At 36.0% G+C, this 15,287-nt stretch carries 14 protein-coding genes; 10 read left to right on the top strand and 4 right to left on the bottom strand.

Annotated elements, in window-relative coordinates; translation table 11 throughout:
* The 3 genes from BELBA_RS18620 to BELBA_RS18610 are packed head-to-tail and all read right to left on the bottom strand — an operon-like array spanning position 1 to position 3,820.
* On the bottom strand, positions 1–1,677 hold the full coding sequence (locus BELBA_RS18620) for a GMC oxidoreductase (RefSeq protein WP_014774230.1): 1,677 nt from the start codon (positions 1,675–1,677) through the stop codon (positions 1–3).
* A 29-nt stretch (positions 1,678–1,706) separates the two neighbouring features.
* Complete coding sequence (locus tag BELBA_RS18615; RefSeq protein WP_014774229.1) at positions 1,707–2,579, bottom strand: hydroxypyruvate isomerase family protein; 873 nt, start codon at positions 2,577–2,579, stop codon at positions 1,707–1,709.
* Between the two features lie 5 nt (positions 2,580–2,584).
* A complete protein-coding gene (locus BELBA_RS18610) occupies positions 2,585–3,820 on the bottom strand; it encodes a nucleoside permease (protein WP_014774228.1) in 1,236 nt (411 codons plus the stop codon).
* Between the two features lie 287 nt (positions 3,821–4,107).
* Between BELBA_RS18610 and BELBA_RS18605 the strand changes: the two genes are divergently transcribed.
* The 4 genes from BELBA_RS18605 (at position 4,108) to BELBA_RS18590 (ending at position 7,597) form a co-directional block, all read left to right on the top strand.
* The gene (locus BELBA_RS18605; protein ID WP_014774227.1) at positions 4,108–5,277 is read left to right on the top strand and encodes a Gfo/Idh/MocA family protein; all 1,170 of its coding nucleotides are present in this window, start codon (positions 4,108–4,110) and stop codon (positions 5,275–5,277) included.
* Positions 5,278–5,356: 79 nt separating this feature from the next.
* Positions 5,357–6,409, top strand: a complete 1,053-nt coding sequence (locus BELBA_RS18600; protein ID WP_014774226.1) for a sugar phosphate isomerase/epimerase family protein — start codon at positions 5,357–5,359, stop codon at positions 6,407–6,409.
* Positions 6,410–6,433: 24 nt separating this feature from the next.
* Complete coding sequence (locus BELBA_RS18595; RefSeq protein WP_014774225.1) at positions 6,434–6,856, top strand: c-type cytochrome; 423 nt, start codon at positions 6,434–6,436, stop codon at positions 6,854–6,856.
* Positions 6,857–6,859: 3 nt separating this feature from the next.
* Positions 6,860–7,597, top strand: a complete 738-nt coding sequence (locus tag BELBA_RS18590) for a 3-keto-disaccharide hydrolase (RefSeq protein ID WP_014774224.1) — start codon at positions 6,860–6,862, stop codon at positions 7,595–7,597.
* 135 nt (positions 7,598–7,732) lie between these two features.
* On the opposite strand, the gene BELBA_RS18585 is transcribed toward BELBA_RS18590, so the two are convergent.
* Complete coding sequence (locus BELBA_RS18585; RefSeq protein ID WP_014774223.1) at positions 7,733–8,461, bottom strand: lysophospholipid acyltransferase family protein; 729 nt, start codon at positions 8,459–8,461, stop codon at positions 7,733–7,735.
* A 242-nt stretch (positions 8,462–8,703) separates the two neighbouring features.
* Between BELBA_RS18585 and BELBA_RS18580 the strand changes: the two genes are divergently transcribed.
* The 6 genes from BELBA_RS18580 to BELBA_RS18555 all read left to right on the top strand — a co-directional run bounded on the left by BELBA_RS18580 (position 8,704) and on the right by BELBA_RS18555 (position 14,947).
* A complete protein-coding gene (locus BELBA_RS18580; protein ID WP_014774222.1) occupies positions 8,704–8,901 on the top strand; it encodes a hypothetical protein in 198 nt (65 codons plus the stop codon).
* Positions 8,902–8,993: 92 nt separating this feature from the next.
* Positions 8,994–10,163 carry a DUF4221 family protein gene (locus BELBA_RS18575; RefSeq protein ID WP_014774221.1) on the top strand — a complete coding sequence of 390 codons (1,170 nt, stop codon included), beginning with the start codon at positions 8,994–8,996 and terminating at the stop codon, positions 10,161–10,163.
* Positions 10,156–10,548, top strand: coding sequence for a hypothetical protein (locus tag BELBA_RS18570; RefSeq protein WP_014774220.1), 393 nt, complete (start codon positions 10,156–10,158; stop codon positions 10,546–10,548). The genes BELBA_RS18575 and BELBA_RS18570 overlap by 8 nt, the downstream gene beginning before the upstream one ends.
* Entirely contained in the window at positions 10,545–11,549 is a 1,005-nt protein-coding gene (locus BELBA_RS18565; RefSeq protein WP_014774219.1) for a hypothetical protein, read from the top strand. Before BELBA_RS18570 ends, BELBA_RS18565 begins: the two co-directional genes overlap by 4 nt.
* Positions 11,550–11,814: 265 nt before the next feature.
* A complete protein-coding gene (rpsA, locus tag BELBA_RS18560) occupies positions 11,815–13,584 on the top strand; it encodes a 30S ribosomal protein S1 (RefSeq protein ID WP_014774218.1) in 1,770 nt (589 codons plus the stop codon).
* Positions 13,585–13,762: 178 nt separating this feature from the next.
* On the top strand, positions 13,763–14,947 hold the full coding sequence (locus BELBA_RS18555; RefSeq protein WP_014774217.1) for a hypothetical protein: 1,185 nt from the start codon (positions 13,763–13,765) through the stop codon (positions 14,945–14,947).
* The last annotated feature ends 340 nt before the right edge of the window (positions 14,948–15,287 follow it).

Below are 15,287 nucleotides of genomic sequence, written 5' to 3'. Positions count from 1 at the left end.
TTATAGATTACCTTTTTTAAGTTCTTCTACAGCAAATGCAGCAGCTCTTGCTGTAAGCGCCATATATGTCAAAGATGGGTTTTGCGCAGCAGCAGAAGTCATGCATGCTCCATCTGTTACAAATACATTTTTCGCATCCCAAACTTGGTTGTTACCATTAAGAACAGATGTCTTTGGGTCTCTACCCATTCTAGCAGTACCCATTTCATGTATTCCTTGACCAAAAGTATATCCAGAATCGAATGTATTTACATTTTTCAATCCAGAGGCTTCCAACATTTCAGCCGCATCATTCATCATATCTACACGCATTTTCTTTTCATTCTCCTTGATTTCAGCATTCATTTCCAAGGCTGGAAGTCCCCATTTATCCACAACAGTTTTACTTAACTTAATCGTGTTTTCATGGTAAGGGAGAATTTCGCCAAAGGCTGTAATTCCCATACTCCATGGTCCTGGTTCGCTTAATGCTTCTTTCAAAGGAGCTCCAAAGTTCATTTCCGCTACATTTCTGCTCCAACCTGATCTACTTGCTGATCCTTGGTAACCAAATCCTCTGACATAATCTCTCTTGTCATCACCTATATTTCTAAATCTCGGGATATAAATTCCGTTTGGTCTTCTACCAAAATAATATTTGTCTTCATATCCTTCCATAGTTCCATTGGCACCTACTCTAAAATGATGATCCATCACATTGTGCCCTAACTCTCCAGAGCTACTGCCTAGACCTTCAGGCCAAATATCTGTTGCTGTTCGCATCAAAATAGAAGTAGATCCAAAAGAAGAAGCGCAAAGGAAAACTATTTTAGATGTGAATTCAATGACTTCGTTTGTTTCACTATCTATTACTTCTACACCAGTAGCTTTCTTAGTATCCTTATCATAAAGCAATCTGCTCACAATGGAATATGGTCTCAAGGTAAGATTTCCAGTTTTCGCTGCTGCTGGTAAGGTAGAAGATTGTGTACTAAAGTACCCTCCAAATGGACATCCTAACCAACATTTGTTTCTATACTGGCAATTGCTTCGTGCTTGGATTGGCTCAGTGATATTAGCAACCCTTCCAATAGTCATGTGTCTTGCATCACCATATTTTTCTTTAATGCGAGCAGCCACGTCTTTTTCAACACAGTTAAGCTCCATTGGCTTTTGAAATTCTCCATCAGGAAGATGAGGGATGCCATCTTTTGAACCCGATATACCAGCAAATTTTTCAACATAGCTGTACCAAGGAGCTAAGTCTGCATACCTGATTGGCCAATCTACTGCAATTCCCTGTTTGAGGTTCGCCTCAAAGTCCAAGTCTGCAAGTCTATAGCTTTGTCTTCCCCAAAGTAAAGATCTACCTCCTACTGTATTTCCTCTAAACCATGTGAATGGCTTTTTCTCTACATAGGGAGAATCTGACTCATGAGCCCACCAGTCTAGGTTTGCTTCGTTTAGAACATAATCTCTTTTTAAATTTGGATGATTTTCAATCATCTCAATCGTTCTTCGTCCTCTGTGTGGTATTTCCCAAGGTGCTTTTGTTGCAGTTTTATAATCTTTGATATGCTCTACATTTTTCCCTCTTTCTAAGAGAAGGACTTTTAGTCCTTTTTCAGTTAATTCTTTCGCTGCCCAACCACCACTAATACCGGATCCGACAACAATTGCATCATATTGATTTGCCATAATTATTTATTTATTCAACTATAATATTTTTAAACATCACAAATTTGGACTGCTTCTTCAAGTGAAGCTATTTTATCAGTTGCTTTTGGCATGAATTCCTGACAGATATAACCTTTGAAACCAGTCGAAACGATGGTCTTCACAACTGCCGGATAATTGATTTCTTGGTTATCATTAATTTCATTTCTTCCAGGATTACCGGCTGTATGGTAATGGGCGATGTATTGATGGTTATTTTTGATCGTACGAATCAAATCACCTTCACTAATCTGCATATGATAAATATCATAAAGTAGCTTAAAATGATCACTACCAAGTCTTTTACATAATTCCACACCCCAAGAAGTATTGTCACACATATAATCAGGATGATCTATTTTGCTATTGAGCAATTCCATCACTAAGGTGACATGATGCTGCTCAGCTAAATTGATTATTCTTTTTAGTCCTTCCACACTATTTTGAAGTCCTGTTTCATCATCCATGCCATCTCTATTTCCACTAAAGCAGATAAGGTTTTTATATCCGGCTTTAGCAACCAATGGGATAACTTCGGTGTAGTTTTTTACAAGTTGTTCATGATAAGCTTTGTTATTGAAGCCTTTTTCAAGACTTACTTCGGCTCCATTACACATAGAGCATTCGACATTGTTGGCTTGAAGAATATGCCAGTCTTTGGGGCCAACCAAATCTATGGCATTGAAGCCGATTTTTTTGATAGCCTTGCAAAGTTCATCTAGAGATAAATGATTCATTGTCCATGCACAAACCGCATGATTCACGTTTCCTTTCAAATTTGATTTTTTCATAGGGTTAGCTTTAAGCCTGATCAACGGAAGCGCACTAGCAGTTAGCGTGCCCATCAACATCTTCTTTAAGCTAGTCCGTCTATTGATTTTCATTTTGATTATGATAGGTTTGATTGTTTTTTAGATTCGTCTTTGAAAAAGATCAAAAAGAAAATTACCACAAATGCAGCAATTCCAGAAGGAATCATCCAGATTGATTGCCAATCATGGGACCCATCTGCGGCTAAGTACAAATCTGACACCTTGCCTGCCACAAAGAAGCCGATCAACATTCCGACTCCATATGTGGCAAGAGTGATGAGGCCTTGAGCAGAGGATTTGAATTTATCTCCTGCTTTTGAATCAGTATAAATTTGTCCTGAGACAAAGAAAAAGTCATAACAAATTCCATGAAGTGCAATACCTATGATCAAGAGAAATAACCCATTATCAGCATCACCAAAGGCAAATAAGAGATATCTTAATACCCAAGCGATCATGCCAAGTAATAATGTTTTTTTGAAACCGAATCTTTTGAAGAAAATTGGGAGAAGCAACAGGAATAAAGCTTCCGAGATCTGTCCAATGGTCATTTTTCCAGTAGGGTCAGAAACACCTATTTCTGCCAAGAATGGATTTGCGTTTTGATAATAAAAAGCAAGCGGAATACAAATCAAAATGGACGAAATGAAGAATACAGCGAAGTTCCTTTCTTTCAGAAGCCCCAATGCATCGAATCCTAATATCTCAGAGATTTTTAATTTTTGAGAACGATCTGCCTTTGGTGGGGTCTTAGGTAAAGTGAAGGAGAAAAAACCTAGTATCACTGATGCAATTGCTGCCATTAAGAAAGTATTTTTTAAGAATCCCGAGGCCATATTTTCTACTGTATCCCAAGTGAAAACATAACTTATAGAAAGTCCCGCTACGATCCATCCAATAGTCCCCCAAACTCTAATTGGAGAAAATTCTTTTTCAGGATCTTTCATTTGATTGAAAGAAACTGAATTAACTAGAGCTAATGTTGGCATGTAGAGTATCATGTATAAAAGCAATACAGGATAGAATGCAACAAAATCTGTAGATTGAAATAAATAAAACATCAATGCTCCACCAATAATGTGAAGTAAGCCTAGAATTTTTTCTGCATTGAAATAGCGATCTGCAATCAAACCAATAATAAATGGTGCTATAATAGCTCCAAAAGATTGTGTGGAAAATGCTGTGGCAATTTGTGTTCCTGTGGCACTGAGATTGGCGCCTAGAAATGTACCGAGGGTGACGAACCATGATCCCCAAATAAAAAATTCTAGGAACATCATGAAAGAAAGGCGAAATCGAATTCCGTTACTCATTAATTTTGTAGGTTTTAGGGTTTACTAATAGGATAAGCTAAATAGAACGAAAAGGCAAACTATTAATTTTATGTCTAAAATTTAGGCTTTTTCTATTAAATTTAAAATTTACTTCTTCTACATGCCATTAAAATAAAATTTGAATCAAATGACTTACCATTTATAACGTTATTGATCAACCTATCAAATTTTGTATTTGGTGATTTTGATCGAGATGATGATAAATTATCTTTAGCATAATAATTTTCAGAATATTTAATAAGCGGTGCAATAAATAAATAATATTCATGCAAAAAAGAAATATACTTAAGTTAGGAATGATTGGTGGGGGACCAGGATCTTTCATAGGGGCTATTCATAGAAATGCAGCCTTAATGGATGGTATGATTGAAATAGTAGCTGGAGCATTTAGTAGCAATCCTGAAAAATCAAAACAGACGGGTAAAGAATTGATGCTGGATGAAAACCGGATTTATGCTTCTTACGATGAAATGTTCGAAAAGGAACTTCAATTGCCCAAATCTGAGAGAATTGATATAGTTAGTATTGTTACTCCAAATCACGCCCATTTTGACCCAACCAAAAAAGCTTTGGAAATGGGATTTCATGTGATTTTGGATAAGCCTTTGACCTTGGATTATGAGGAAGCAAAAGAACTCTACCAAGTGATCCAAAAAGCTGAAGGAATGTTTTGTCTGACACACACCTACACGGGATATCCCATGATCAAACAAGCCAAGCAAATGATTGCTGATGGAGTGATTGGAGAAGTCAGAAAAGTATATGTAGAATATCCACAAGGCTGGCTTTGGACGCTTTTGGAGTCTGAAGATAACAAACAAGCTCAATGGAGAACTGATCCAAATAAAAGTGGGGCTTCGGGATGTTTTGGAGATATTGGTACGCATGCATTTAATCTGGCAGAGTATGTTTCAGGTCAAAAAGTTGCTAAAATCTGTGCAGATTTGGATATCAAAGTAGAAGGAAGACAGCTGGACGACGATGGAGCTGTTTTGATGCGGTTTGAAAATAGTGCCTCTGGAATACTTACCGCATCTCAGATTGAAACAGGGGCGGAGAATAACTTAAAAATCAAAATTTATGGAGACAAAGGGGGGATAGAGTGGATGCAAGAAGATTGTAACTCCTTGATTGTAAGATGGCCTGACAAACCAGCAGAAATTTATAGAGCAGGGTCTTCTTATCTTTCTTCTTTGGCACAAGAAAACACCAGAACCCCAGCAGGACATCCAGAAGGATATATTGAAGCATTTGCAAACATTTATAGAAATTTTGCTCGTTGTATATATGCAAAGCAAAATGGAGAAGAGCCCAAAAAAGAATGGCTTGATTTCCCAGGTGCAGAAGATGGAATAAGAGGAATGGCCTTTGTGGACCATGTACTAGCGAGTTCAAGATCAGATCAAAAATGGACACCTTTTGTAATTGAAAAGTGATATAATTTATTCCATTATTATTTGATTCACAAAATCTAGAATCTACAATTTAAAATCTAAAATAAAAAACAACAAACCTATGAAAACTATAAAAGGTCCAGCGATATTTTTAGCTCAATTCGCTGATGACAAAGCACCGTTCAATAACCTAAAAGGAATCTGTGAGTGGATGGCTTCTGTAGGATATTATGGTGTACAGATTCCTTCTTGGGATCCGAGAATGATCGATTTGCAAAAAGCTGCTGAAAGTCAAACATACGCAGATGAAGTAAAGGGAATTGTCAATGAAGCAGGACTTGAAATCACAGAGCTTTCCACACACCTTCAAGGTCAGTTAGTCGCTGTTCATCCTGCATACAATGAACTTTTCGATGGTTTTGCGCCAGCGAATTTAGCAGGAAACTTGAAAGGAAAAACAGAATGGGCTACACAGCAATTGAAATATGCTGCGAAAGCCTCCAAGAATCTTGGATTAACAGCCCATGCGACATTTTCTGGAGCATTGATGTGGCATACTGTCTATCCATGGCCCCAGCGACCTGCTGGATTGGTGGATACTGGATTCACTGAACTGTCAAAAAGGTGGATGCCGATTTTAGATACTTTTGAAGAAAATGGGGTAGATCTTTGCTATGAATTGCATCCAGGAGAGGATCTTCATGATGGGATTACTTTTGAGATGTTTTTAGAAAAAGTCAATAACCACAAGCGTGCAAATATTCTTTATGACCCAAGTCATTTTGTGTTGCAATGCTTAGATTATTTGGAATTCATTGATTTCTACCACGAACGCATTAAAATGTTCCATGTCAAAGATGCAGAATTCAATCCAACAGGAAAGCAAGGTGTGTATGGAGGTTATCAAAGTTGGATTGATCGAGCAGGAAGATTCCGCTCGCTAGGAGATGGACAGGTGGATTTTAGTGGTATATTTAGCAAACTATCTCAATATGATTTTGATGGCTGGGCTGTTTTGGAATGGGAGTGTGCGATCAAGCATCCGGAGCAAGGAGCCATTGAAGGGGCTCAATTTATATCAGATCATATTATAAGAGTTACAGATAAAGCTTTTGATGACTTTGCGGGAGCAGGTTCTGATGAAGCTTTCAATAAAAAAATATTAGGAATTTAATAACCATCAATAAACAAACAAAAAATGAAACTAATTAAACCCTTTTCTATCGGCGTAATTGCGCTTTCTTCATTAGCTTATGCATGTGGTGGAGGTAATACTGAATCTACAGAAACTTCTAATACAGCTCAAGCTCCAGCAAAAGAAGTAAAAGTAAGTCTAGAAGACAAGTACAAAGACGATCCTGTATTCATCACGGGTTCAGCAAAGGCTAAAGAAGCAGGATGTACAGCTTGTCACATGGTAGAGCGTAAAGTTGTAGGTCCATCTTATGCAGATGTAGCTGAGAAGTATGAAAATACACCAGAAAACGTAGCCATGCTAACTGATCATGTAATCAATGGGAATGTAGGTAATTGGGGTGAAATCCAAATGCCATCACATCCTCAATTGGAAAGAGCTGATGTGGAGGATATGATCAAGTATGTTTTACTTTTGAAAAGATAAACTATGAAAATCTTAAAATATTCAATTTTCGCACTTTCTATAGTTGCATTTGGATGCGGTGGAAGTGAGGAAGTAAGAGAAGTAACAGTTGAAAATGAACTGGTAGAAGTTGAGCCGGAGTGGATTAGCCTTTTTGATGGAGAATCATTTGATGGCTGGAAAAAATATGGTGGTGGCGAAGTAGGCGCAGCTTGGAAAGTTCAAGATGGTGCTATCTACCTTGACGCTACCAATAAAGATGGCTGGCAGACTGGTGATGGTGGTGATATCGTGACTGAGGAAGAATTTGATAATTTCCACCTCAAAGTAGAATGGAAAATTGCAAAAGACGGCAATAGTGGGATTATATTTTATGTGCATGAATCAGAAGAGTATGCTTATCCATGGATGACAGGTATGGAGATGCAAGTACTGGACAATGATGGACACCCTGATGCAAAAATCAGAACCCATCGTGCTGGTGATTTATATGACTTGATTGAGTCTTCCGAAGAAACTGTGAGTCCTGTAGGTGAATGGAATCTTGCAGAGATTATCTCAAAGGATGGGCTGCTGCAGCTTCACCTCAACGGGACTAAAATTGTGGAAACTACACTTTGGACTCCTGAGTGGGAGGAATTGATCGCAGGTAGTAAGTTTAAAGACATGCCTGGGTTTGGCACTTTCAAATCAGGTAAAATTGCTCTCCAAGATCATGGGGATGAAGTTTGGTTCAGAAATATTGAGATCAAGAGGCTTTAGGTCTTAATAGGAATTATTTTCACAAAGCGCACTAAGCCAATTATAGAGCATGGCGATTTTGACCTATGTAGGTCAAAGTCTCGAATTTTATAAAAGTTTAGTGCGCTTTGCTTTTTGGTCATTCAAAAGCATGATTTATTCATGGGTCAAGATCATCGCTTCTAGTCTGTTGAAGCATTTTTTTGATAAGCCTGAAATGTCCTGTGTTTTCATATATGGTTTTGGATCAATTGGTGATGAAAAATAGATATTGATTACACCTGGGCTTAGCAAAATTGAGCCTCTTCGCATGACTTGGTCAGCACCGATCACGGCCATAGGCATGATCTGTACACCAGTCTCAATTGCCATTCGGAATGCTCCCTTTTGAAATGGAAGTAAAGTTTGATCTGTATCATTTCTAGTTCCTTCTGGAGCAACCACGATGGATATTCCTGTTTGTAGAATTTCAAGTAGCCTTTTGACGGATGCTTTTCTTGATGCTGCATCCTTTCTATCTACCCAGACTGCTATTCTGGAGGTGATGAAGCCGAAAACAGGGATTGTAGATAATTCTTTTTTCCCAATGGCTCTTACCTCTTGCATGATCGCCATTGGGATAACTGGAGCGTCAATGAACGACCTATGGTTGAAGATGTAAATGTAAGGTTGCTCTAAATCAATATGCTCCTTCCCATGTACTTTGTATCGAATACCAACTAAAGTGGACCAGCCCCTTACCCAAATACGGATAAAGAAAAATGCAAACTTTCCTGCTTTCGATGATATAGCATATGGGATGACCACAAACCAGCCGAAAATCAGCATAAATACAGCAAAAAGCACAGCTGCATAGATGGTATAAATCCACTGAATAATTTTCATTGTGTTGGGACTTTGATTAAATTTGAGCAAGTTTAATCAATTTAAATAACTCTTTGCTTGCAAATGACCCCTGAAAGCGTTTTCAGGGGTTTGCTTTTTTAAAAAATGGTAAAAATAATTTGGATTTAAAAAAAGGGGGGTAAATTGCAGTAAGTCAATTATTTGTGCACAAAAATTAAGTGGCTTAGGTGATTTCATTACCGAACTATTAATAAAAAATCTATAACTTAAAATTTTGAATTATGAAAAAGTCATTATTATCCTTATTTCTTTTTGGGACTATGTTTTTTGTTCCAATGTATATCGATGCTGCATGTGAAGATGAAGAAGGAGAAATCCTTGAAGAAGATGTGCATGGTCAATTATACGTGATGTCAAAGTACTTAGGAGAGGATTCTTGTGCAGGATGTTCTAATACTTGCAAAATTGTAATTAATTGATCACAAGTAATTTAACTAAAACTCAAAATGAGAATTTATTCTCGTTTTGAGTTTTAGTTCTTCATCATGTTTAATCCTTTACAAGTAAAAAAATGTCAATTTTTAAAAAATATTTCTTTATTGTTTTATATGGGATGATTTTATTCTCATGTTCAAATATTAAAAGTGAAAATATTATTGATTCTGACTCGTATTTAGTGAGAACAATTAATTTAGCTTTGGATGATTCAACATCGAATGAATTATTAAGGGTTCAATTTCATCAAGAACCTGAAAATGATTTTCTCTATGTCCTTAATAAAATTACAAATTCAATAGATGAATATGATTTAAATAGTGGAGAAATGAAGAAAAGGATTCATTTCCCAGTTGATGGCCCAAATGGTATAACAACTATTGCTCAGGGGTTTCATTATCATAACAAAGATACTTTATTTGTATTCCCACAAGGAAGAATAAATGGGACATTGATTTTAAATAGAGAAGGTGAAGTGAAAAATGTTATTAAAACACCAGCCTTAGAAACTGAAAAGTTTGGTGTAATTAATCATATTTCAACATCAACGAACCCATCATTTTATTTCAAAAATAAAGTTTTTTTTAGCCGATACCCTTTATTTGATATGCAAAACCCATCAAATATTAATCAATCTTATCCATTAGGAATTGAATATGATTTAAATTCAAACAAGTTGTTTATGGATTCTAGTTTAGTCTATCCAGAGACTTATAGAGACGAAATTTGGTCTACATATGACATGATTTTTTTTAGGCTATTTGATGGTAACTCTTTTGTTTATTCTTGGCCCCTGTTGGATCATTTAATAAAGGTTGATTTTGCAACAAAAAATATCGAAAAACACTTAGTAAAAAATTCAATTGACAAGAATAAACTAAAAGCTTTTTCAACTGTGCCGACTGATAAAATGGAGCATGAAGTAAGTTTGACAAATCTTAGGTATGGTGAGGTATTCTATGACAAGTTTAGAGAGTTATATTATCGAGTTGTTTATCAACCTTTGAAAAATTACTCAAATGAAATTTACCCAACTTATCGACAAGCAAGAAAATTCTCGATACTGGTTTTAGATAAAGATTTCAATATGCTGAAAGAAATTAGTTTTCCAGACAAAAAATATTTGATATACAATGCATTTGTTGGTCCAGAAGGACTTTATTTACCTAGAAATAATCCATTTTGGGTTAATCTACATGAAGATTCTATAGAAATTGACATTTTTGAATTTATTTCAAATGAGTAAGTTAAAGTTATTTCTTTTATTAACATGCTGTTTTTCATGTTCTCAAAATAATGAATTTTCAATCAACAGTTACTTTGATGAATTGGGAATAAAAGGGAATGAGGTGTTTGTCATAAATTTGGATGGGTGCTCATCTTGCGTCAGTATTTATCAGAGTTCTGTAAATAGTTTTTCGGAAGATGGACATGGAAAAGTGTTAATTTTATCCTCTAGTAGAACAAAAGCTAATTTCTTTTTAAAATTAAGTGGACCTAATGTGTTTTGGGATCGTCCTTTTGAATTGATTGAAAACTCTTACTATGAAGAAACTCCATTGCTCTTTATTCTTGAAGACGGAAGTTTTATAGCTAAACCAATTACTAACCCAAAAATTCTAGACAAATGAATTGGTTTGTTTTTATTTTCTTCACTTTTATTTTTGGTTGTTCAAATAATAGCCCAAAGACAGAACAAATTGTAAAAGTCGATTTTGGCGATTCTTCTTATTTTTCTCAGCCACATGCCATGCCAATCGATGTTGAATTGGATGGAGAGAGAATTGTGATTTTGACGAATGAAAACTTATTTATTGTTTATGATAAGGAGGGTAAAGAGCTAGAAAGGAATAAAGTTGGAAATGTAGTTAAAGATGGTGGAGGGGTACCAAAAATGTATCCAGGAGGGCAAATTGTTAAATTTTGGAAAAATGGCAACGATGATATTGAATTATTCAACACAGTTCCATTTGAGTTTTTGGTGGTTGGTAATGATTTTAAAATGAAACAGAGTGTTTCAATTTCTGATTTATCAAAAGAAAAAGTAAGTACAATTAATGTATTAGCAAAAAGAGGTGACGATTATCTAATTTCTATGTTAAAAAGTGACAGGAAAGAATTTTTGATTTCTTGGATTTCAACCAAAACTAATACAATGGATGTAGTTTATTCACATAAAATAAATGAAGTGAGGCCATTTATATCTGGTGGGAAATATAAAGAATCTGGTTTTTTCTTTTTGGATAACTCAAAATCCTCTATTAAAATTGTTGAAGAAGGTAAAACAAGTGAGATTCCAATCGATCTTAATAAAACTCTTATTTCAACAGAATCAGGAAAAAGATTACTTGAATACTGGAAGGATTATGGTTTTTCAAAGGAAGTGAGAATGACAAATGCAGTATTTGACGGAGTCTATTTTTTATGCATAATTAGACTAACTGCAAGGGAAATTGAGGGATTAGATGAAAATGAGCATTTTATTTTACAAGTAAATAGAGATAATATCAATGTAAAGAAAATTGAATCGGTTTTATCTGTAACCATAAGCGAAAGTGGTTTAGTTAAAATATTTAGTGAAATTGATGGTGATGTCATATTTGAACAGAAACCTTTTGAATTATTAGATTGACTGTTTAATCAAGATTGAGTTTACTTTGAAGGTTGATAGAATTTGATAAGACTCAATTTTTTTAGTAGTTCTTGCTAGTATTAATTATCGTCCTATGACACAAAACTTTTTATAGACATCATTCACTTTTTCTCAAATTTCCTTACCTTTGCAGTCCGTTCGGTTGGACGGGGTTTCAGGTATTGATTATCAGGGACTTTTCTAATAACTAAAAACCTCAATCCGATGATCCTAGGGTTGTTGAAAATCAGGATTATTTTACTATATGTCTAATCAAAAAGATTTTAACTGGGAAGATTTCGACACCAAAGGTTTTGGTGAAGGTTATTCTAAAGACAAAAGAGCCGAAATGGAAGCTCTTTATGCTGGAACTCTGAACGAGATCACCGAAAAAGAAGTCATCAAAGGTACTGTAGTAGGTATCAATGACAAAGATGTGATCATCAACATTGGTTTCAAATCTGACGGTTTGGTACCAAGAACAGAATTCAGAGACCTTCCAGACCTTAAGATCGGTGACGAAGTTGAATTGTTCATTGAAGAGCAAGAAAACTCACTTGGTCAGTTGGTTCTTTCCAGAAAGAAAGCAAGAATGGTTCGTGCATGGAGCGATATCGAAGATGCGCTTGAGCATGATAACGTGATCGAAGGTCTTGTGAAAAGAAGAACCAAAGGTGGTTTGATCGTAGATATCTACGGTGTAGAGGCATTCTTGCCAGGTTCTCAAATTGACGTGAAGCCTATCAGAGATTTCGATATCTATGTAGGTAAGAAAATGGAAGTGAAAGTGGTGAAAATCAACCACACTAACGATAACGTAGTAGTATCTCACAAAGTGTTGATCGAGAAAGATCTTGAGAAACAAAAAGCTGAGATCTTGAACAACCTTGAGAAAGGTCAAGTACTAGAAGGTGTGATCAAAAACATGACAAACTTCGGTGTATTCATCGATTTGGGTGGTGTTGATGGTTTGCTTCACATTACAGATATCTCTTGGGGTAGAATCAATCATCCAGAAGAAGTACTCAATTTGGACGACAAAGTTCAGATTGTGGTTCTTGATTTTGATGATGACAAGAAGAGAATTTCTTTGGGTATGAAGCAATTGACTGCTCACCCTTGGGATGCACTTTCTGCTGAACTTGAAATCGGTTCTAAAGTACAAGGTAAGATTGTAAACGTAGCAGATTACGGTGCATTCTTAGAACTTGCTCCTGGAGTAGAAGGTTTGATCCACGTTTCTGAAATGAGCTGGTCACAGCACTTGAGAAATCCAGCTGACTTTGTGAAAGTTGGTGATGAAATCCAAGCTGTTGTATTGACATTGGACAAGGACGAGAGAAAAATGTCTCTTGGAATCAAGCAATTGACTGAAGATCCTTGGACTAAAGGTGACATGGCTGCAAAATATGCAGTTGGCACTAAGCACAAAGGTGTGGTAAGAAACTTGACAAACTTCGGCTTATTCCTTGAATTGGAAGAAGGAATCGATGGTTTGGTTCACGTATCTGATCTTTCTTGGACTAAGAAAATCAAGCATCCTTCAGAGTTTGTAAAAGTAGGTGATGACTTGGATGTTGCTGTTTTGGAACTTGATGTAGAAAACAGAAGATTAGCACTAGGACATAAGCAATTGGAAGAAAATCCATGGGATACTTTCGAAAGCGTATTCCCTGTAGGTTCTGATCACAAGTGTACTGTAGTTTCTAAAAATGATAAAGGTGCAGTTCTTGAACTTCCTTATGGATTAGAAGGGTTTGCTACTTCCAAAAACTTGGAAAAAGCAGATGGTTCTTCTGTAGAAGTAGGTGAAGCATTAGACTTTAAAGTAACTGAATTCTCTAAAGATGATAAGAGAATTGTCCTTTCACACACAGCCACCTTTAGAGAAGAAGTAAAACCTGCTCCAGCTCCAAAGAAAGCTAAGAAGAAAGAAGACGCTCCTTCATCCGCTACACCAGCTGAAAAATCCACTTTAGGTGATTTAGATGCTTTAGCAGAGTTGAAAGAGAAAATGGAAGGCGGGAAAAAATAAGACACAAGACTAAAGACGCAAGACTTTAGACTTTGTTTATCCTATATTTAAAAAAGTGGCTGCCGAAAGGTGGTCACTTTTTTTATTCTAGTAAGTTTTGGGAAAACCTATTTTTTATACTATAATTAATAGTCGATTTTTAAATCACAGTTAACTTCTTAATTGATATAGCTTTTCTATGAAACAGGTCATTTACTTATACCTAATTCCAATAGCCATCTTTTCATGTTCCAGCCCGAAAGAGCAAAGCCTTGAAAATGAATATGGCTATTCTTTGATTATTGTCGATTCATTAGAAATCAATGTTTTAGGAAGCCCTATGCTTGTGGATGTCAGCCCTATGGCGGATCGATTTGCATTCTATGATTATTCTAGCAAAGAGTTTCTCTTTACTGATAGTGATGGGGCAATTATTGGTAGATTTTCTAAAAAAGGAGATACACCTGATGCATATGGTTTTTTGATGGAATTCCCAGGATTCATAGATGAAGAGCAAGTTGCTTTGGCAGGTATGAATGGTGTTTTTGTTTTTGACCTAGGTGGTAATATGGTCAAGAAAATGTCTCATCCTGAATCTTTAGGAGGGGCAGGTTTTATGAGTTTTGTCGGTAAAGGGATGGAAACTGTAAATTTGGCGGGGAAGCTATACTTATTGAGTAAATCGGTAAGGACACGGGATACCTATCCAAGAGAGCAAAAATTTTATGATACATTCAAAGCATTTGAGCTGATTGATGTAGAAAGAGAAACTTTCTTAGAAATTGTACCTTTTGAAGAAGGAAGTCAATTTCTTGATGGAAATGGTTATTTTGAGAGCGATTACGCGCCAGCTTTGGAAGCGAGTGGTGATAGACTTTATGTTTCATTTGGTGGAGAGCCTAAATTGCGGGTTTATAAGCTTAGTCAGTCAGGTGCTGAGTTAGAAAGTACAGTCGATCTTATCATTCCGGGCTTTGAAAAACTTCCTGTGACGTCTAGGGAGGAGTTTTATAAAGGTTCTGTGACGATCAAAGGAAGTACGCCTGCGATTAGAAATATCCATGTAGTGGATGATTACCTTATCCTACATTGTTATGGAGGGATTCCTGAAAGTACCATGAAAGAACTTGATGAACTTTGGGAATCAGGAGATCAAGAAGAATCAGAAAGGCTTTATGCCAAAGCAGCTGAAGAGGTGTCCCAAGGAATGTTAATTCTTGAAAAGGAGAGTTTAATACAAGTTGGAAATATTCCATTTATGGAAGGTGTAAGCACAAGTGGCTTTGCTTCTAGTGATGGGTTTTTGTGGATGCAAAGGAGCCCAAATGAAGAAGAGGAAGAGGATTTTTTGAGGATTTATAAAGTGAGATTGGTAGGGAAATAATAAATATAAAACTAGAATCAACTAACAAAATAGGAAATATAATTTTCGTCAAAAAAAACACTTTTTGATTTTATCACAAATAATCTTGCGGATAATTGTCAATAGTCGACAGCTAAAAGTCCACATTTGTGCGCCGAGGCGTAGCAATTTAAATTTAGGATTATTTTAAATGACTACTGGTAAGAAAGCGGATATACATAAAAGGAAATGTTCTTATGATAAATCATTAAAATCCTGTGATTACAGTAGGGGTTTTATAAAAGCTATATTTTAGATACTTTATTTATTAATCCTGATTATTAAGTTGTGGATTTTTATGTAGCGTTTTGAAATTTTTTTC

Origin of the sequence: Belliella baltica DSM 15883, from assembly GCF_000265405.1 — a bacterium.
In the GTDB taxonomy this organism is placed as follows: Bacteria; Bacteroidota; Bacteroidia; order Cytophagales; family Cyclobacteriaceae; genus Belliella; species Belliella baltica.
The sequence above is the reverse complement of the archived record's forward strand: the minus strand, read 5'-3'. Positions and strand labels throughout refer to the sequence as shown.